This window comes from Streptomyces aculeolatus, assembly GCF_020400605.1.
Taxonomy (GTDB): Bacteria; Actinomycetota; Actinomycetes; order Streptomycetales; family Streptomycetaceae; genus Streptomyces; species Streptomyces aculeolatus.
In genome coordinates, this window is record NZ_JAINRD010000005.1 from 279,780 (window position 1) to 297,407 (window position 17,628).

Consider the following 17,628-nt stretch of genomic DNA (forward strand, 5'->3'; position numbering starts at 1 on the left):
GCCGGCCCCGCCGCCTGCGCCCCGTTACGTCACTCACGTCCCGATCCTGGAGAATCGCCTCATGAGCAACCCTGAGCACCTGCGCTACAGCAAGGAACACGAGTGGGTCGCGACCGACGACGGCATCGCCACCGTCGGCATCACCGCCCATGCCGCGGACGCGCTCGGCGACGTCGTCTTCGTCCAGCTCCCGGAGGTCGGCGACACGGTCACCGCGGGCGAGCCCTGCGGCGAGCTGGAGTCGACGAAGTCCGTCTCCGACCTCTACGCGCCGGTGACCGGGGAGGTCACCGCGGCCAACCAGGACGTCGTGGACGACCCCGCGCTGGTGAACTCCGGCCCGTTCCAGGACGGCTGGCTGTTCAAGGTGCGCGTCGCGGGCGAGTCCGCCGACCTGATGTCCGCCGCCGAGTACACCGCGTTCACCGCGGGCTGAGCTCCGCCGCCGCAGCCCCGCCCGCCCGCGTCCCCCTCTTTCCACGGAAGGTCCCATGTCCCTTCTGAACGGCTCGCTCCACGAGGTCGACCCCGAGGTCGCCGCCGCAGTGGACGCCGAGCTCAAGCGCCAGCAGTCCACCCTCGAAATGATCGCCTCGGAGAACTTCGCCCCGGTCGCCGTGCTGGAGGCGCAGGGCTCGGTCCTCACCAACAAGTACGCCGAGGGCTACCCCGGCCGCCGCTACTACGGCGGCTGCGAGCACGTCGACGTCACCGAGGAGCTGGCCCGGGAGCGGGTCAAGGCGCTCTTCGGCGCCGAGGCCGCGAACGTCCAGCCGCACTCGGGCGCGTCGGCGAACGCGGCGGCGATGTTCGCGGTGCTCAAGCCCGGCGACACGATCCTGGGCCTGGACCTGGCCCACGGCGGGCACCTGACCCACGGCATGAAGATCAACTTCTCCGGCAAGCTGTACGAGGTGGCCGCGTACCACGTCGACGCGGAGACCGGCCTGGTCGACATGGCCGAGGTCGAGCGGCTGGCCAAGGAGCGGCGGCCGAAGCTGATCATCGCCGGCTGGTCGGCGTACCCGCGGCAGCTCGACTTCGCCGGCTTCCGCCGGATCGCCGACGAGGTCGACGCGCTGCTGATGGTCGACATGGCGCACTTCGCCGGGCTGGTGGCCGCGGGCCTGCACCCCAGCCCCGTGCCGTACGCGGACATCGTCACCACGACGACGCACAAGACGCTCGGCGGCCCGCGCGGCGGGGTCATCCTCTCCCGCCAGGCCCTCGCCAAGAAGATCAACTCGGCGGTCTTCCCCGGCCAGCAGGGCGGGCCGCTGGAGCACGTGATCGCCGCCAAGGCGGTGTCGTTCAAGATCGCCGCCTCGGAGGAGTTCAAGGAGCGGCAGCGGCGCACCCTGGACGGCGCCCGGATCCTGGCGGAGCGGCTGCTGCGGGACGACGCGCGCGCGGCCGGCGTCTCGGTGCTCTCCGGCGGCACGGACGTCCACCTGGTCCTGGTCGACCTGCGCCACTCCGAGCTGGACGGCCAGCAGGCCGAGGACCGGCTCCACGAGATCGGCATCACCGTCAACCGCAACGCGGTCCCCGACGACCCGCGTCCGCCCATGGTCACCTCCGGCCTGCGCATCGGCTCGCCGGCGCTGGCCACCCGCGGCTTCACCGCCGCGGACTTCGAGGAGGTCGCCGACGTCATCGCCGAGGCCCTCAAGGAGGGCTTCGACGAGGCGAAGAAGTCCGCCCTGGCCGCCCGGGTCTCGGCCCTGGCCGCCAAGCACCCGCTGTACCCCGGCCTGTAGCCCGTACGGCCCGGCGGCCGGCCGCGTGCCCACGCGGCGGACCGCCGGGCCCCGGGGACGTACGTGCGAGCCGTTGCGATCCCGCAGCCCGCTCGCGCACGCCCCACGAAAGGACAAAGGAGTCCCGAGTGGCCATCTCCGTCTTCGACCTCTTCTCGATCGGCATCGGCCCGTCGAGCTCGCACACGGTCGGCCCGATGCGGGCGGCCCGGCTGTTCGCGCGCCGGCTGAAGAACGAGGGCCTGCTGGCCCACACCGCCGCCGTACGGGCCGAACTCTTCGGCTCCCTGGGCGCCACCGGCCGCGGCCACGGCACCCCGAAGGCCGTCCTCCTCGGCCTGGAGGGCCACTCGCCGCGCACCGTCGACATCGAGTGGGCCGAGGGCGAGGTGGAGCGCATCCGCACCAGCGGGCGGCTCCACCTGCTGGGCGCCGAGATAGGGCCCGACCACGAGATCCCCTTCGACGCGGACACCGACCTCGTCCTGCACCGCCGCCGCTCGCTGCCGTACCACGCGAACGGCATGACGCTGGCCGCGTACGACGTGGACGGCGGGACGCTGCTGGCGAAGACGTACTACTCGGTGGGCGGCGGCTTCGTCGTCGACGAGGAGGCGGTCGGCGAGGACCGGATCAAGCTCGACGACACCGCGCTGAAGCACCCGTTCCGCACCGCCGACGAGATGCTGCGCCGCACCCGCGAGACGGGCCTGTCGCTGTCGTCGCTGATGCTGGAGAACGAACGCGCCTGGCGCACGGAGGCGGAGATCCGGGCCGGACTGCTGGAGATCTGGCGGGTGATGCGCGAGTGCGTCGCCCGCGGCACCGCCCGCGAGGGCATCCTGCCCGGCGGCCTGAAGGTCCGCCGCCGCGCCGCGGGCGAGGCCCGCCAGCTCCGCGCGGCGGGCGACCCGGCGGCGCACGCGATGGAGTGGGTCACCCTCTACGCCATGGCCGTCAACGAGGAGAACGCCGCCGGCGGCCGCGTCGTCACCGCCCCCACCAACGGCGCGGCGGGCATCATCCCGGCGGTCCTGCACTACGCGGCGGACTTCGTCCCGGGCGCGGACGACGACACCGCGGTCCGCTTCCTCCTCGCGGCGGGCGCGATCGGCATGCTCTTCAAGGAGAACGCCTCCATCTCCGGCGCGGAGGTCGGCTGCCAGGGCGAGGTCGGCTCCGCCTGCTCGATGGCCGCCGGCGGTCTGGCCGAGATCCTGGGCGGCACCCCGGAACAGGTGGAGAACGCCGCGGAGATCGGCATCGAACACAACCTGGGCCTGACCTGCGACCCGATCGGCGGCCTGGTCCAGATCCCGTGCATCGAGCGCAACGGCATGGCGGCGGTCAAGGCGATCACCGCGGCCCGCATGGCGCTGCGCGGCGACGGGCAGCACTTCGTCTCGCTCGACAAGGCGATCAAGACGATGAAGGAGACGGGCGCGGACATGAAGGTCAAGTACAAGGAGACCGCCCGCGGCGGCCTCGCGGTCAACGTGGTGGAGTGCTGACGACCGCTGCGTCGTGAGTCGCCGGACCCCGCCCGCCGCGCGCTGCCGGCCACCGCCCGCCCGCGCGGTCCGAGGGCCGGGCGCCGCGGGGGCCGCTCCGGTTCTGACCCGGCGCGTCCGCCTGGCCCCCTGCCCCGGCCTTCGGCCCGCGCCGCCGAAGGCCGGGAGGCGCCTCGTGCGCCGGCCCCCGGTTCAGCCGGTCCCGGCCGGGGGGTGGGAGCGCCAGTCGCCCAGTTCGTCGAGCGTGATGACGTAGTCGTGCTCGTACACCCGCTTGAGGAACGGCAGCGGGTTGTGCTCGCCGTCGTCGATGAACTCGCCGCTCCAGGTGGTGAACCAGCTCCAGTCCGCCTCGTACGCCCGCAGCAGGTCCGGGTCGGGGACGGAGCCCGTCTCGGTCAAGGCGACGAGCTTCTCGTCGCCGACGAGGTCGACAAGCTTGTCGTACGTGCCGCTGGCGGGGCCGTGGTCGCCGATCGGGGGATAGGTGTCGGCGCTGACGACGTCGACGACGTCGTCGCCGGGGTACCAGGCCGGGTCGACGGAGTTCCAGACCCAGACGAGGTTGTGCAGCCCGTGGTGGCCGGTCATGCGCTCGTACATCAGCCGCCACAGCTCCTTGGCCGGCCCGGGGCCCTTGGCGCCCCACCAGAACCAGCCGCCCTCGGCCTCGTGCAGCGGGCGCCACAGCACCGGGACGCCCGCGTCCTGCAGCCGCTTCAGCTCCGCCGCAATGGCGTCGATGTCGCGCAGCAGCAGCGCGTACTCCGCGGACTGCGGGTCGGCGAGCGCCGCGGCCACGTCGAAGGTCGTCGCGTCCGTGTAGAAGCCGCGCCACCACTCCTTGCCGGGTTCGTCGATGAGGCCGGCGGGAGCGTTCCAGTGCCAGACGAACGTGGTGATGCCGCCGCGTTCGTCCCAGGCGAGGGCGTTCTCGACCTCGGTGGACGTGGTGCCGCGCTCGACGCGGCTGGGCGAGTAGTCCATCATGTCGTGCCCGGCGACGGCGGGCGTGCGGCCGACGTTCTCCTCCACCCACCGGACGGACGCCGCGTCCTGCTGGCCGCTGAGGATGCGCTCGCCGTAGCCCGCGGCGAGGTAGCTCAGCAGGGCCCTCGCCCCGGGCGTGGCCCGCGGGTCGACGGGGACGCCGGAGACCTGGTGCGGCGGGCGGGGCTCGCTCGGGGTGAGGCTGATGGCGTCGATCTCGTACCAGCCCCAGTTGTTCACGATCGTGATCGTGTCCGGGCCCTCCCGCAGCATCACCTTGCCGGCGGCCACGGTGCTGAAGGTGTCGGTGGCGGGGAGGGTGACGTCGCCCGCGCCCTCGCCGTTGAGCTGCAGGGACGCGACCTTCTGGCCGTACGGCGCGCGGTAGTGGATCACCAGGTCGTGGAGCCCGGCGGGTCCGTCGGGGACGGTGACGGCGACGGAGTCCTCGGCCGCGTCGAACCCGGTGACATAGCCGGTGCCGGAGTAGCCGGACGCGGCGGACTCGACGACGGTGCCGTTCAGCCGTCCGTCCTCGGCCTCGTGGAGAACGGGCTGGGCGCGGGCCCCGGCCTCGTCGGCCGCGGCCTCGGGGCCCGTTCCGGCCGAGAGCAGGGCCGCGAGGAGCGCGGACAGGACGAGGAGCGCCAGTGCGGGCATGCGGCGGAGCGGGGGGTGGATCACCGGGGATCTCCTACCGGGTGTGAAGCGTGCGGGGCAGAGGATTGGGAGCGCTCCCATAATGCTGCGGTGTCATGGCGACGTCAAACATCCCGCCCTCTTGCCGGGCAATGCCGGTTCGACGGCAACCGTTCGACGGCTCCGCGGCCACTGTCTTCGTACGCGCGGGAAACCGACCCCCTCCCGGGCGGACCCCCCACCACACGAGGCGAGGAGAGTGGCGCGATGAGCCGCAGAGAGCACCCGTCCACCAGGCACCCCCGACGCCGGAGCAGAGGCGTTCGCACCCTGATCGCCGCCCCGCTACTGGCGGCACTCGGGTTCCTCGGCCAGTTGGCGGTACCGGCGCAGGCCGCGGTGGCGCAGGCCTGGCAGTCCTGCGACCAGTGGGGCAACTGGCAGACGCCCGACGGCTACATCCTCTACAACAACATCTGGGGCTCCGGCGCGGGCAGCCAGTGCATCTCCGCGGAGTCGGCCCGCAACTGGACGGTCGACGCCGACCACCCGGACACCGGCGGCATCAAGTCGTACCCCAATGCCAAGTGGATCGTGAACGAGCCGGTCGGCGAGATCGACCGCCTCAGCAGTTCCTACGACGTCACCGTGCCGAGCAGCGGCGCGTACAACACCACCTACGACGTGTGGGACGTCGACCACGACTACGAGGTCATGCTCTGGATGAACTGGACCGGCCCCGTGGGACCGCTCGGCCAGTTCCGGACCACCGTCGCGCTCGGCGGACACACCTGGGACGTCTACAGCGGGAACAACGGCAGCAACGAGGTCTTCTCCTTCCTCCGGCACGGCGACTCGACCGCGGGCGAGGTGGACCTCCTGGCCGTGCTCCGCTGGCTGAGCGACGAGGGCTGGTGGGGCGACGTGACCGTCGGCGACGTCCAGTTCGGCTACGAGATCACCTCGGCGGCCGGCGGGCTGGAGTTCACCACGAACGACTTCGACGTCACCTCGGGCTGACGCGTGCGGCGCGGCGGCGGGCACCCGCCCCGCCGCCGTGCCACCGGCCCGCGCGGTCGGCTCCGTGCGCACCGGGCCCTCAGCGCAGGGCGCGGCGCGGGCGGGAGTCCACCCGTCGACCGGCAGCCGGGCGGCGGCGCGTTATTCGCTGGAGCCGCCACCGCGGGCGCTTCTACAGTGGCCGGACCCCGCCGTCGTCACGGAGCCGGATCATGCGTGTGCACTACCCCCGTACACCGCATCTCCCGTGGTCGCCCGGGGCCGCCGCGGACGACGTGCGGGCCGGTGACCTGTCCGGGCTGCGGGGGCGGGAGGTCGTGGTCACGGAGAAGCTCGACGGCGAGAACACCACCCTGTACACCGACGGGCTGCACGCGCGGTCACCGGATTCGGCGCACCACCCGTCGCGGGCGTGGGTGAAGGGCCTCCAGGGGCGGATCGGCCGCGGGATACCGCCGGGTTGGCGGGTGTGCGGGGAGAACCTCTTCGCGCGGCACTCGATCGCGTACGAGGACCTGGAGAGCTGGTTCTACGGCTTCTCCGTCTGGGACGGCGACCGCTGCCTGGACTGGGACGGCACGGTGCGCTTCCTGCGGCGGTCGGGGGTGCCGGCGGCCCCGGTGCTGTGGCGGGGGGTGTTCGACGAGCGGGTGCTGCGGGGGCTGCCGTTGGACACCGCACGCCAGGAGGGTTACGTGGTGCGCACCGTCGAGGGGTTCGGGCGGGGCGAGTTCGGGCGGCGGGTGGCCAAGTGGGTGCGCGGCGGGCACGTCCAGACCGGTACGCACTGGATGCACGCCGCCGTCGTGGAGAACGGGCTGGGTCCGAAGGCCGCGCTGTGGGCGGTGCGTTCGGGCGGGAGCGCCGACGTGCCGGCGCTCGCGGCGGCGCTGGGCGTCGCCCCGGAGGATCCGCCGGCCGCCGAGGCCGCCGTCCGGGACGTGGCGGCGCGGCTCGACGGGCTCGGCCGGTACGGCGACACGCGGCTGGCCGGCGTCGTGGCGGCGATGCTGCACGGCGCCCGCCGGGCATGGCTCGCACCGCGGCTCGCGGGGCCGTTGGGCATGCGCGCCGCACGGCGGGTCGCCGATCTCGTGGGGCTGGCCGCCGCGCTTCAGCGCCCCTTTCCGGACGGCGAGCGCCGCGGCGGCCTCGTACGCCTCTCGCTCGCCGCCGACCTGGGGGTGCTGCACGCCGTCGCGGGGGCGGTCGCGCGGGACGAGGAGGCGCGCGAGCAGGTCGAGTGGTCCGGGTTGCACGCCGAGGAGGCCGGGTTGCTCCGCGCGGCGCCGCTGGAGCCGCTGCGGGCGGGGCTGCGGGAGGCGCTCGACGGCCTCGGCCGGGACGCCGCCGACCGGTGCTGGGCGGAGGCGCGCGAGGCGTACGCCGACGGGCGGATCTCCGGCGTGGCGGACGCCGTTGCGGCGAGCTGGCGGTGGCGCTCCGGGGCGTTCCCGCGGCTGGTCCAGCTGATCGGGCCGTCCGGCAGCGGCAAGAGCACGTTCGCGGAGGGCCTCGCCGGGGCCGGCGCGTACGTCTGCCTGGACGAGCTGCGCGAGGCCCGCTCCGCACGGGCCGACCAGCGGGCGAACGGGGACGTCCTGCGGGAGGGGCTGGGGCGCCTCGACGCGGCGCTGGCCGGCGGCGGGACCGCGGTGTGGGACGCCACGTCCCTCAACCGGCACCAGCGGGCGGCGGTCCATCGGGTCGCACGGAACCGCGACGCGCTGGTCACGCACGTGGTCGCGCTGGTCGACGAGGACGAGTTGGCCCGGCGCAACGGTGACCGGGCGCACCCGGTGCCGCCCGGGGTGCTCGCCTCGCAACTGCACCGGTTCACCCCGCCCTACCCGGGCGAGGGCCACCGCACGTGGTACGTCGGGGCCGGCGGGACGGTCGCCGACACCGCCGGCGCCCTCGCCGACGACGCGGAGGACGCGTGATGCGTACGAGCGACGAGGTCTACCACCGGGTGCGCTGGGACCCGCGGTTCGATCCGGCCAGGTTCGTGCTGGGGATCAACCAGCGGGGCGCCGCCCCCAAACGCGTCCCGCTGCCCTCCTTCGTCCCGGGCGGCGACATTCCGTGGCACCGGATCGTGTTCGTCGAGGCGGACGGGGAGGTGCTCTGGGACCGCGCCACCGGCGTGGACCGCATCGACGCGTCGGAGGCCGGCCGGGTACGCGGCCCGCGGCTGCTGCGGGCGCCCTTCTTCACGGCCAGGACGCCCTTCGGCTGGGATCCCGCGGCGGCCGGCTGGCGCCCCGCCGAGGGGGTACGGGCCCCGGCGGGCGCGGCGGACGTGCGGGTCCTCACCTGGAACACGCTGTGGGACCGGTACGACGCCGACCGCATCGAAACCGTTCGGCGCCGCCCGCTGCTGCTCACCGCCCTCGAAGCCGCCGACGCGGACGTCATCGCGCTCCAGGAGGTCGAAGCAGATCTCCTCGCCCTGCTCATGCGGGCCCCCTGGGTCCGCGCCGGCTACACGCTGGGCACCGACCCGGGCGGCAGGGACGTCGCCGACAGCGGGCTGCTGCTGCTCAGCCGGCTGCCCGTACGGGAGGCGGGGTGGCACCGGCTCGGGCCGCACAAGGCGGTCACCGCCGTCACCGTGGCCACCAGCGCGGGCCCCCTCGTGGTGGCAGCGGTCCATCTGAGCAGCGACCACTCCGCCGACGGCGCCGCCCTGCGGCGGGCCCAACTCGCCCGGCTCGCGGACGGACTCGGCGGGGTGGCCGGCGACCTCGTGCTGGCCGGCGACTTCAACGACGGCGGCGACGCCCCCGCCACGGCGCTCGGGCTGGCGGACGTCTGGACGGAGGTCCACGGCCCGTCCGACCGGACACCCACGTTCGATCCGGGGGCCAACCCGCTGGCCGCGGTCTCCTCGCTCTCCGGCCGGGCGGGGCGGCTGGACCGCGTCCTCCTGCGCCCGGGGCGGTGGCGGGCGGCGGCGGCCGTGCTGCGGGGGGACTCCCCCGCGGCCGACGGGCTGTACGCCTCGGACCACTACGGCGTCGAGGCGGAGCTGCGGCCGGGCGCCGCCGGACCCGCGACGCCGCCGGCCGCGGCGGACGGCGCCGAGGACGCCCGGGCCCGCGAGGTCGCGCGGCGCGTCGCCGAGGCGCTGGGCGAGGGCGTCGTCCACCTCGCCGGCTCGCGGCGCATGGGCTGCGCCCCGGCCGGCGCGGACGTGGACCTCGTCGCGGCGCTGCCCGGCGCCGCCGACCCGGCCGCCGTACGGGCCCGGGTGACCGCCGCGCTGCCGGACGCCACCCGGGTGCGGCAGGTGGCCGGCGCACGCGTACCCGGGCTGCGGCTGCACACCGGCGGCCTGGACGTCGACCTGGCGGTCGTCGCCACCGGGGCGCTCGATCCCGCCGAAGCGGTCGCCCGCCGCGCCGAGTCGGGCGGGGCGGCGGCGGTGGCGCTGAGCGCGGTGAGCGACGCGGACGCGGTACGGGCCGCGGTCGGCGCCCGCCGCGCCGCGTTCGCCCGGCTCGCCGTCCCGGTGAAGGCGTGGGCGAGGGCCCGCGGTCTCGACTCGGCCCCGTTCGGCGGACTGCCGGGCCTGGCCTGGTCGGTGCTGGCGGCCCGTACCGTGCGCGAGGCCGGGGACGCGCCCGCGCCGGACGCGCTGCGCCGCTTCTTCGGCACCTGGGCCGCCTGGGACTGGCGGGAGCCGGTCGGGCTCCTCCCGGGGGCCGCGGGGCCGCGGGCGCCGCTGGTCGTCCTCACCCCCACGGAGCCGGTCCGCACCTGCACCGGGCAGGTGACCGCCGGCTTCCGGGACCTGCTGGCCGAGGAGTTGTACCGCGCCTGGGCGCTTCTGGAGCAGGCGGCGGAGACCGGCGCGGATCCCTGGCCCGAGCTGCTGTCGCCGCCGCCGCTGCACGGGCGGCACGCGGCGTGGGCGGTCGTGACCGTACGCCGGGAGGGCACCGCCGAGTTCGAGGAGACCCTGGGGCGCATGCGGGGGCGGCTGGTGGCGCTGCTCACCGCGCTGGCCGAGGCCGGAGCGGCGGACGCGCACGCCTGGCCGCGGCCGTTCGAGACCGGGCCGGCGCTCGCGCGGTACGCGATCGGCCTCGGCCGCACCCCGCCCGGCGCCGCCCGGCTCGCGGCGATCGCGGCCGGGTGGCGCGACGGGCTGCACGGCGTCGCCGTCGCGCGGGCGGATCCGGACGGCGTACCGGCCCTGCGCTGACCTCCGGCCGCGGGGGCGTTACGGCTTCCTGGCGATGAGCCCGACCAACGACGCCTCGGCGTCGGTGTAGAGGGGCGTCGGCGGCTCGTCGGAGATGTCCGGGGTCCAGCGGCTGACCGGCAGGACGCCCGGCGGCAGCAGCTCCAGGCCGAGGGCGTCGAGCAGTTCCACGAGCTGCTTCCCGGTGCGGGCCTGTGCCGGGAGGCCCTGGCTGCGGTAGAGGCGGGCGGTGGCCTCGACCTGCTCGGGGGCGTACTCGTCCGTGATGTGGCTGAGGATGAGGTGGCTGCCGGAGGGCAGCGGGTCCATCAGGGTGCCGATGATCCGCTCCGGGTCGTCCTCGTGCGTGATGAAGTGCATGATCGCCAGGAGGGTGAGCGCCACGGGGCGGCCGAAGTCGAGAACCGGCTCGGGACCGGCGAGGCAGGGGTGGCCGAGGATGCCCTCCGGCCGGCGCAGGTCGCCCTGGATGTAGTCGATGCGGCCCTGCTCGGTGGAGTTCATCAGGGCACGGGCGTGCGCGAGCACCACGGGGTCGTGGTCGGTGTACAGGATGTGCGCCCCGGGCTGTTCGCGCTGGACGATCTGGTGGACGTTCGGCGAGGTGGGGATGCCGGTGCCCACGTCGAGGAACTGGTCGATGCCCGCTTTGGCAAGCCGCTCGACGGCCATGTTCATGAAGAGCCGGTTGCCGCGGGCGGCCTGGCTCACCGTCGGCCACACCTTCTCGACCTGCCTGGCGGTCTCCCGGTCCGGCGCGTAGTGGTCCTTGCCGCCGAGGAAGTAGTCGTACATCCGGGCCGTCTGCGGCTTCGTGAAATCGATCTCCGGCGGCGTCCAGGACGTTCCGACCGCGGTGCTCAGCCAGGCGGTTTCGCCGTTCCCGGTGGTCACATGCACTCCGTTCTCGTGGTGGTCCTGTCGGGCCGGCGCGCTGCCGGCGGTCACGGCTTCCTGGCGATGAGGCCCAGGCACGACGCCTCGGCGTCGGTGTAGAGGGGCGTCGGCGGCTCGTCGGAGGTGTCCGGGGTCCAGCGGTTGACGGGCAGGACGCCCGGCGGCAGCAGCTCCAGGCCGAGGGCGTCGACCAGTTCCGACAGCTCGCGCTCGTCGCGGGCCTGCGCCGGCAGGCCCTGCTGGTGGTAGAGCCGGGCGGCGGCGTCCACCTCCGCGGGGGCGAACTCGGCCGTGATGTGGCTGAGGACGAGGTGGCTGCCGGAGGGCAGCGCGTCCATCAGGGCGCCGACGATGCGCCGCGGGTCGTCCTCGGGGGTGATGAAGTGCATGATCGCCACGAGGGTGACGGCCACCGGGCGGGCGAGGTCGAGGGCCGGGTCGGGGCCGGCCATGCAGGGGTGGCCGAGGATGGTCCCGGGGCTGCGCAGGTCGCCCTGGATGTAGTCGATGCGGCCCTGCTCGGTGGAGTTCATGAGCGCACGGGCGTGCGCGAGCACCACGGGGTCGTGGTCGGTGTACAGGATGCGCGCCCCGGGGCGTACCGCCTGGGCTATCTCGTGGACGTTCGGCGAGGTGGGGATGCCGGTGCCGACGTCCAGGAACTGGTCGACGCCGACGGCGGCGAGCCGCTCGACGGCCAGGTGCATGAAGTGCCGGTTGGCGCGGGCGAACTTGCCGACGCTCGGCCAGACCCCGACGACGCGCTCGGCGGTCTCCCGGTCCGGCTCGTAGTGGTCCTTGCCGCCCAGGTAGTAGTCGTACATCCGGGCCGTCTGCGGCTTCGTGAAATCGATCTCCGGCGGCGTCCAGGACGTCCCGGCCACGGTGCTCAGCCAGGCCGTCTCGCCGTTGTCGGTGGTCACATGCACTCCGGATTACGCCGTCGGATGATCCGAACTCTGTCATACGAGGTGCGGTTTGTCTCGGACTCCCCTGCCCCCGGGTCCAGTTGGGCACACCCCCGGCCGGTGCCGCGGACCCCGTCCGAGGTCCAGTTGACAAGATGTCCTGACAAACCCCTTGCCCCGGCTCTCCGTCTGGCTTAGAAAGGCGGTCGTGAGCCTCATCGAGCGGGGCTCACCTCGTACGTCAAGGGGAGGCCATCGGTGACGAACTCGCCGCAGGGGGACAGAACAGGGCCCGCGGGGGCACAGGACGCGGACCGGTCGGGGCCGAGCCGGCGGCTGGTCTCGGCCGCGCTGGTATCCGGCATCGTCGGTACGGCGCTGGGCGCGACCGCTCCGTCCGCGTGGGCGGACGACTGGAGCGTGCCGCGCCCGCGCAAGGCGCCGCCCGGCGGGCGGGACCGGGCCCACAACGACGTGCTCTTCGTCGGCGCGCACCCGGACGACGAGTGCGGCAACCTCGCCACCTTCGGGCAGTGGCGGGAGCAGCACGGGCTGAGCACCGGCGTGCTCACCATCACCCGCGGCGAGGGCGGCGGCAACGCGGCCGGCCCGGAGGAGGGTCCGCCGCTCGGGCAGATCCGCGAGGACGAGGAGCGCGAGGCGGTCGGCCTCGCGGGCATCGACAACATCTACTACCTGGACAAGCCCGACTTCTGGTACACGCTGTCCGGCCCGCTGACGGCCGCGATCTGGGACGTGGACGACACGCTGGAGCGGGTCGTCCGGCTGATCCGCGCCACGACGCCCGACACCGTCGTGACGATGGACCCGCGCCCCTTCAACCAGCACGGCGGCCACCAGCTGTCCGCCCGGCTGGCGATCGAGGCGTTCTTCCTCGCCGGCGACCCGCGCGCGTTCCGCTCGCAGATCACCAAGGAGGGCTACCGCCCGCACCGCCCGCGGCTGCTGCTCGCGCAGAACTACGGCTTCGGCAGCCTGCTCGGCCCGGACGCCCCCAAGCAGCGCCGCACCGACCGCGCCAGCGGCCTGCCGGTCTTCGGTGTCTTCACCGGTACGCGCAGCAAGGAGTACGGCACGAGCTGGGCGCAGGTGGAGCGGGACGCCGCCCGCAAGTACGTCACGCAGGGCTGGGCCGCGCGGCCGCCCCAGGTGCCGACCGACCCCGAGCAGCTCGGCTCCGACTGGTACACGGTCCTGGCGGCGAACGGCAAGGCTGTGAAGTCGAAGGTGCGCCCCCAGGGCGAGCTGCGCCCGCTGTACGCGGAGTTCCGCGACTGGACGCAGCGCGTCGGCCTGCCGTGGCTGGCCAACGACGCGCAGCCGGAGTACCCGGAGGCGCCCGCCACGACGATCCCCGAGGTCGCCACCGCCCCCGTGCTCGACGGCGTGGAGCGCCCCGGCGAGTACCCGGGCCCCGAACTGCCGCTGGTGCACTGGGAGGGCGAGAAGGTCGGCGCGGAGGACGTCTCGGCGACCGCGAAGCTCTCGCGGCACGGGGACGACCTGTACGTGTTCGTCAAGGTCACCGACGACCGCAGGGGCACGGCGCTGGAGGAGGACGACGCCAAGCGCCACTGGCGTACGGACGCGGTCGAGATCACCCTCGACCCGCGCGGCACGGCCGACGACACCTCGACCACGTTCAAGACGGGCATCTTCCCGTACAGCGCGAACGGCGGCGGCGCGCTGGCCGAGCGCGACGGCGACAACCGGCAGGGCCCGGCGGCCGTCACGGCGCCCGGGATGCGGGTGGTCTCGGCGGTCTCGGACCCGTACCGGGGCTACACGATCGAGGCGAAGATCGCGCTCGCCGACCTGCCGGCCGCGGCGGACCCGGCGAAGTTCGCGCTCAACGTGCTGGTGTACGACTCCGACACCGACGACAAGACGGGCCAGACCCGGCTCGCCTGGTCGCCGTTCGGCAGCGCCCAGGCCGACCCGTACGTCTGGGGCAACGCCGCGCTGGAGGGCTACACCCCGCCCGCCGACCGGCCGACGGAGCCGGCGGAGCCGGAGATCCCGACGGACGCGGCGCGCAGCGAGGACTCGCCCGCGTCGGTCGCGCAGTCGCGGCGTACGGGCGTCCCGCTGGCGGTCGGCCCGCGCCCGCGCCGCTGACGCGGCAGGGCAGCCGCGGGCCGTACCCGCTCGCGGCTGCCGGGTGCTCCGCACCCGCCGGGAAGACAGACCCCGGGCCCCCGGCAGGCGCGCGCCGTTGACGCGCTCCTCCCGGGTGTACGCCCCGCGCCCCGCCCGCCCCGGCGGGGCGCGGCCGTACGCCCCGGGCGCCGCCCCGGTCCCGTGGCGGCGCGCCGGTATCGTGAGCCGCATGGTCACGGACACCAGGGACGCCCAGCGCGGCGAGGAGATACTCGCCGTCTTCGACTCCGCATTCGGCGAGCTGCTCGCCGCCGATCCCGCCGCCTTCCGGCTCAAGTTCCGCAAGATGGCGGCCTCGGCGTTCGCCTTCTACCGCGGGACGGCCTGCCTCTATTACCACGACCTGGAAGCCGGCGAGCGCGGCGACCCGTTCCTGACCGAGCAGACCGGCCGGGTCTGGATCCACGGCGATCTGCACGCCGAGAACTTCGGCACGTACATGGACGCCAACGGCCGGCTCGTCTTCAACGTCAACGACTTCGACGAGGCGTTCGTCGGCCCGTTCACCTGGGACGTCAAGCGGCTGGCCGGTTCGCTGGCGCTCATCGGCTACACCAAGGCGCTCAGCGACGGGCAGATCACCGGCCTCGTCCGCGCGTACGCCGACGCGTACCGCGAGCGCATCCGCGCGCTCGCCGCCGGCGCCAAGGACGACGAGGTGCCGCCCTTCACCCTCGACACCGCCACCGGGCCGCTCCTCGGCGCGCTGCGCGCCGCCCGCGCGCACACCCGCTTCGGGCTGCTGGAGTCGATGACGGAGGTACGGGACTACGAGCGCCGCTTCACCTCCGGCGGCGGCGCCATCGAACTGGACGCGGCCACCCGCGCGCGGGTGCTCGACGCCTTCGAGGGCTACCTGGAGACGCTGCCCTCCGGCGGCCGCGAGCGGCGTCCGGACGCGTACCGCGTGAAGGACGTCGTGGGCCGCCGCGGCATCGGCATCGGCAGCGCGGGGCTGCCGTCGTACAACATCCTCCTCGAAGGGCACAGCGACGCCCTGGAGAACGACATCGTCATCTACATGAAGCGCGGCCAGACCCCGGCGGTCGCGCGGCACGTCACCGACCCGGCGATCCGCGCCTACTTCCGCCACGAGGGGCACCGCACGGTCATCTCGCAGCGCGCGCTGCAGGCCGCGTCGGACCCGTGGCTGGGCTGGACCGAGCTGGACGGGGCGGGCCAGCTGGTCGCCGAGGTGTCGCCGTACGCGGTGGACCTGGACTGGTCGGACATCGACGACCCGGAGCAGGCCGAGGCCGTCGTGGGCGACCTGGGGCGGGCCACCGCCACCATGCACGCGGCGGCGGACGTCGCGGAGAGCGGGCACTCGCTGGTGCCGTTCTCGACGGAGCGGGCGATCGACGCGGCGATCTCGGCGGACGCCGACGGGTTCACGGAGATGCTGGTGGACTTCGCGCACGACTACGGCGTACGGGCGCGGACCGACCACCAGATCTTCGTCGACCTCTTCCGGAACGGGCGGATCTCCGGCCTCTGAGAGGAGCCCGGCAGCACAGCGGAACACGGCACAGGGCGCGCACGCGGACGGCGTGCGCGCCCTGACCTGTACGCGTCCCCTTGACATCATTATTGGTCTGGACCAACCTGTCCCACGCGCATCCCCCGCCAGGCCCCAACACCCCAAGCCGTGGAGGCAGTTGTGGACCGATTCCTGCGCTTCTCCAGACACCGCTCCCGCCGCAGCGCCCCGCTCGCGGCCCTGATCGCCGCGCTCGCCCTGCTGGGCGGCGCGCTCTCCGGCACCGCCGCCGGCGCCACCGCGCCCGAGGCCGCCGCCGAGCCCAACCTCGTCCGCAACGGCGGCATCGAGGCCGGCCTCGACGGCTGGAACTGCTCGGCCGGCAGCGGCTCGGCCGTCTCCAGCCCCGTGCGCACCGGGACGTCCGCCCTCCGGGTCCAGCCCTCGGGCAGCGGCCAGGGCCAGTGCACCCAGAGCGTGTCCGTACGCCCGAACGCGCAGTACGCGCTGAGCGGCTGGGTGCAGGGCTCGTACGCCTACCTCGGTGCACGCGGCACCGGCACCGCCGACGTCTCGGACTGGACGAACTCCGCCGGCACCTGGACCGAGCTGAGCACGTCCTTCACCACCGGCCCGAACACCACCTCGGTGACGGTGTACACGCACGGCTGGTACGGCCAGCCCGCCTACCACGCCGACGACATCACCCTGACCGGCCCCGGCGGCGACCCGGGCACCGTCCCGGCCGCCCCCTCCGGGGTGTCGGTCGGCGCCACCACCGCGACCTCCGTCTCGCTGTCCTGGAGCGCGGCGAGCGGCGCGACGGGCTACACGGTCTACCGCGACGGCACCCGCGCCACCTCGGTGACCGGCACCTCCGCCACCGTCACGGGGCTGACGCCCAGGACGGCGTACCGCTTCGAGGTGACGGCGACCAACGCCGCCGGCGAGTCACCCAGGTCGGCCCCCGTCAGCGCCACCACCGGCGACGGCGGCGGCAACCCCGGCGGCACCCTGCCGCCGCACGCGCTCGTCGGCTACCTGCACACGAGCTTCGCCAACGGCTCCGGCTACACCCGGCTCGCGGACGTCCCGGCGAGCTGGGACGTCATCAACCTGGCCTTCGGCGAGCCCACTTCCGCGACGTCCGGCGACATCCGCTTCCAGCTCTGCCCGCAGACCGAGTGCCCGAACGTGGAGCCGGTGGCGGACTTCAAGGCGGCGATCGCGGCCAAGCAGGCCGCGGGCAAGAAGGTGCTGCTGTCCATCGGCGGCCAGAACGGGCAGGTCCAGCTGAACAGCACGGCCGCGCGCGACGCGTTCGTCCGGTCGGTCGGCGGCATCATCGACGAGTACGGGCTGGACGGCGTCGACATCGACTTCGAGGGCCACTCGCTCTCGCTCGACACCGGCGACACCGACTTCCGGAACCCGACCACCCCGAAGATCGTCAACCTGATCTCGGCGCTGAAGAGCCTGAAGGCCAAGTACGGCGAGAAGTTCGTGCTGACGATGGCGCCGGAGACGTTCTTCGTGCAGATGGGCTACCAGTACTACGGCACCGGTCAGTGGGGCGGCCAGGACCCGCGCTGCGGCGCGTACCTGCCGGTGATCCACGCGCTGCGCGACTCGCTGACGCTGCTGCACGTCCAGGACTACAACTCCGGCCCGATCATGGGCCTGGACAACCAGTACCACACCATGGGCGGCGCCGACTTCCACATCGCGATGACGGACATGCTGCTCACCGGCTTCCCGGTCGCGGGCAACTCCGAGCGGTTCTTCCCGGCGCTGCGCCCGGACCAGGTGGCCATCGGGATGCCGGCCAGCAGCCAGGCGGGCAACGGGCACGTGTCGACCGGCGAGGTGAACAAGACGCTGGACTGCCTGACGAAGGGCAGCAACTGCGGCTCGTACCGGACGCACGGCACCTGGCCCGGCATGCGCGGGCTGATGACCTGGTCGATCAACTGGGACCGGTACAACAACTGGGAGTTCAGCAGGAACTTCGACGCCTACTGGCCGTAGGCCC

General features: G+C 74.1%; 12 protein-coding genes. 9 read left to right on the forward strand and 3 right to left on the reverse strand.

Features of this window, described 5'->3' with window-relative positions:
• Window positions 1-61: 61 nt before the first annotated feature.
• The 3 genes from gcvH (at window position 62) to LG396_RS11900 (ending at window position 3,271) form a co-directional block, all read left to right on the forward strand.
• Window positions 62-436, forward strand: coding sequence for a glycine cleavage system protein GcvH (gene gcvH / locus LG396_RS11890; RefSeq protein ID WP_225794696.1), 375 nt, complete (start codon window positions 62-64; stop codon window positions 434-436).
• 55 nt (window positions 437-491) lie between these two features.
• Window positions 492-1,760 (forward strand): serine hydroxymethyltransferase, encoded by a 1,269-nt coding sequence (glyA, locus tag LG396_RS11895; RefSeq protein WP_225794697.1) that lies wholly within the window; start codon window positions 492-494, stop codon window positions 1,758-1,760.
• A 128-nt stretch (window positions 1,761-1,888) separates the two neighbouring features.
• Window positions 1,889-3,271 carry an L-serine ammonia-lyase gene (locus tag LG396_RS11900; RefSeq protein ID WP_037743191.1) on the forward strand — a complete coding sequence of 461 codons (1,383 nt, stop codon included), beginning with the start codon at window positions 1,889-1,891 and terminating at the stop codon, window positions 3,269-3,271.
• Window positions 3,272-3,463: 192 nt separating this feature from the next.
• Here LG396_RS11900 and LG396_RS11905 read toward each other — a convergent pair whose 3' ends face one another.
• Window positions 3,464-4,945 (reverse strand): glycosyl hydrolase, encoded by a 1,482-nt coding sequence (locus LG396_RS11905; RefSeq protein ID WP_225794698.1) that lies wholly within the window; start codon window positions 4,943-4,945, stop codon window positions 3,464-3,466.
• Between the two features lie 222 nt (window positions 4,946-5,167).
• On the opposite strand from LG396_RS11905, the gene LG396_RS11910 reads away from it, so the two are divergent.
• From LG396_RS11910 to LG396_RS11920, 3 genes are all read left to right on the forward strand, one after another.
• On the forward strand, window positions 5,168-5,920 hold the full coding sequence (locus tag LG396_RS11910) for a GH12 family glycosyl hydrolase domain-containing protein (protein ID WP_225794699.1): 753 nt from the start codon (window positions 5,168-5,170) through the stop codon (window positions 5,918-5,920).
• Window positions 5,921-6,132: 212 nt separating this feature from the next.
• On the forward strand, window positions 6,133-7,863 hold the full coding sequence (locus LG396_RS11915; protein ID WP_225794700.1) for an RNA ligase family protein: 1,731 nt from the start codon (window positions 6,133-6,135) through the stop codon (window positions 7,861-7,863).
• Window positions 7,863-10,130, forward strand: a complete 2,268-nt coding sequence (locus tag LG396_RS11920) for a poly(A) polymerase (RefSeq protein ID WP_225794701.1) — start codon at window positions 7,863-7,865, stop codon at window positions 10,128-10,130. The genes LG396_RS11915 and LG396_RS11920 overlap by 1 nt, the downstream gene beginning before the upstream one ends.
• An 18-nt stretch (window positions 10,131-10,148) precedes the next feature.
• Here LG396_RS11920 and LG396_RS11925 read toward each other — a convergent pair whose 3' ends face one another.
• Together LG396_RS11925 and LG396_RS11930 are read right to left on the reverse strand one after the other, a co-directional pair.
• A complete protein-coding gene (locus LG396_RS11925) occupies window positions 10,149-11,024 on the reverse strand; it encodes an SAM-dependent methyltransferase (RefSeq protein WP_225794702.1) in 876 nt (291 codons plus the stop codon).
• Between the two features lie 50 nt (window positions 11,025-11,074).
• Window positions 11,075-11,950, reverse strand: coding sequence for an SAM-dependent methyltransferase (locus LG396_RS11930; protein WP_225794703.1), 876 nt, complete (start codon window positions 11,948-11,950; stop codon window positions 11,075-11,077).
• A gap of 243 nt (window positions 11,951-12,193) precedes the next feature.
• On the opposite strand from LG396_RS11930, the gene LG396_RS11935 reads away from it, so the two are divergent.
• The 3 genes from LG396_RS11935 (at window position 12,194) to LG396_RS11945 (ending at window position 17,624) form a co-directional block, all read left to right on the forward strand.
• Window positions 12,194-14,074, forward strand: coding sequence for a sugar-binding protein (locus LG396_RS11935; RefSeq protein ID WP_225794704.1), 1,881 nt, complete (start codon window positions 12,194-12,196; stop codon window positions 14,072-14,074).
• Between the two features lie 211 nt (window positions 14,075-14,285).
• Window positions 14,286-15,614: a DUF2252 domain-containing protein gene (locus LG396_RS11940; RefSeq protein WP_145899705.1), complete on the forward strand. Its 1,329-nt coding sequence runs from the start codon at window positions 14,286-14,288 to the stop codon at window positions 15,612-15,614.
• Between the two features lie 162 nt (window positions 15,615-15,776).
• Window positions 15,777-17,624: a chitinase gene (locus LG396_RS11945; RefSeq protein ID WP_225794705.1), complete on the forward strand. Its 1,848-nt coding sequence runs from the start codon at window positions 15,777-15,779 to the stop codon at window positions 17,622-17,624.
• Window positions 17,625-17,628 lie beyond the last annotated feature (4 nt).

Excerpts from the sequence above, each read along its gene's own strand:
- gcvH (WP_225794696.1), top strand. The coding sequence starts at position 62 with ATGAGCAACCCTGAGCACCTGCGCTACAGCAAGGAACACGAGTGGGTC.
- glyA (WP_225794697.1), top strand. The coding sequence starts at position 492 with ATGTCCCTTCTGAACGGCTCGCTCCACGAGGTCGACCCCGAGGTCGCC.
- LG396_RS11910 (WP_225794699.1), top strand. The coding sequence starts at position 5,168 with ATGAGCCGCAGAGAGCACCCGTCCACCAGGCACCCCCGACGCCGGAGC.
- LG396_RS11915 (WP_225794700.1), top strand. The coding sequence starts at position 6,133 with ATGCGTGTGCACTACCCCCGTACACCGCATCTCCCGTGGTCGCCCGGG.
- LG396_RS11920 (WP_225794701.1), top strand. The coding sequence starts at position 7,863 with ATGCGTACGAGCGACGAGGTCTACCACCGGGTGCGCTGGGACCCGCGG.
- LG396_RS11940 (WP_145899705.1), top strand. The coding sequence starts at position 14,286 with ATGGTCACGGACACCAGGGACGCCCAGCGCGGCGAGGAGATACTCGCC.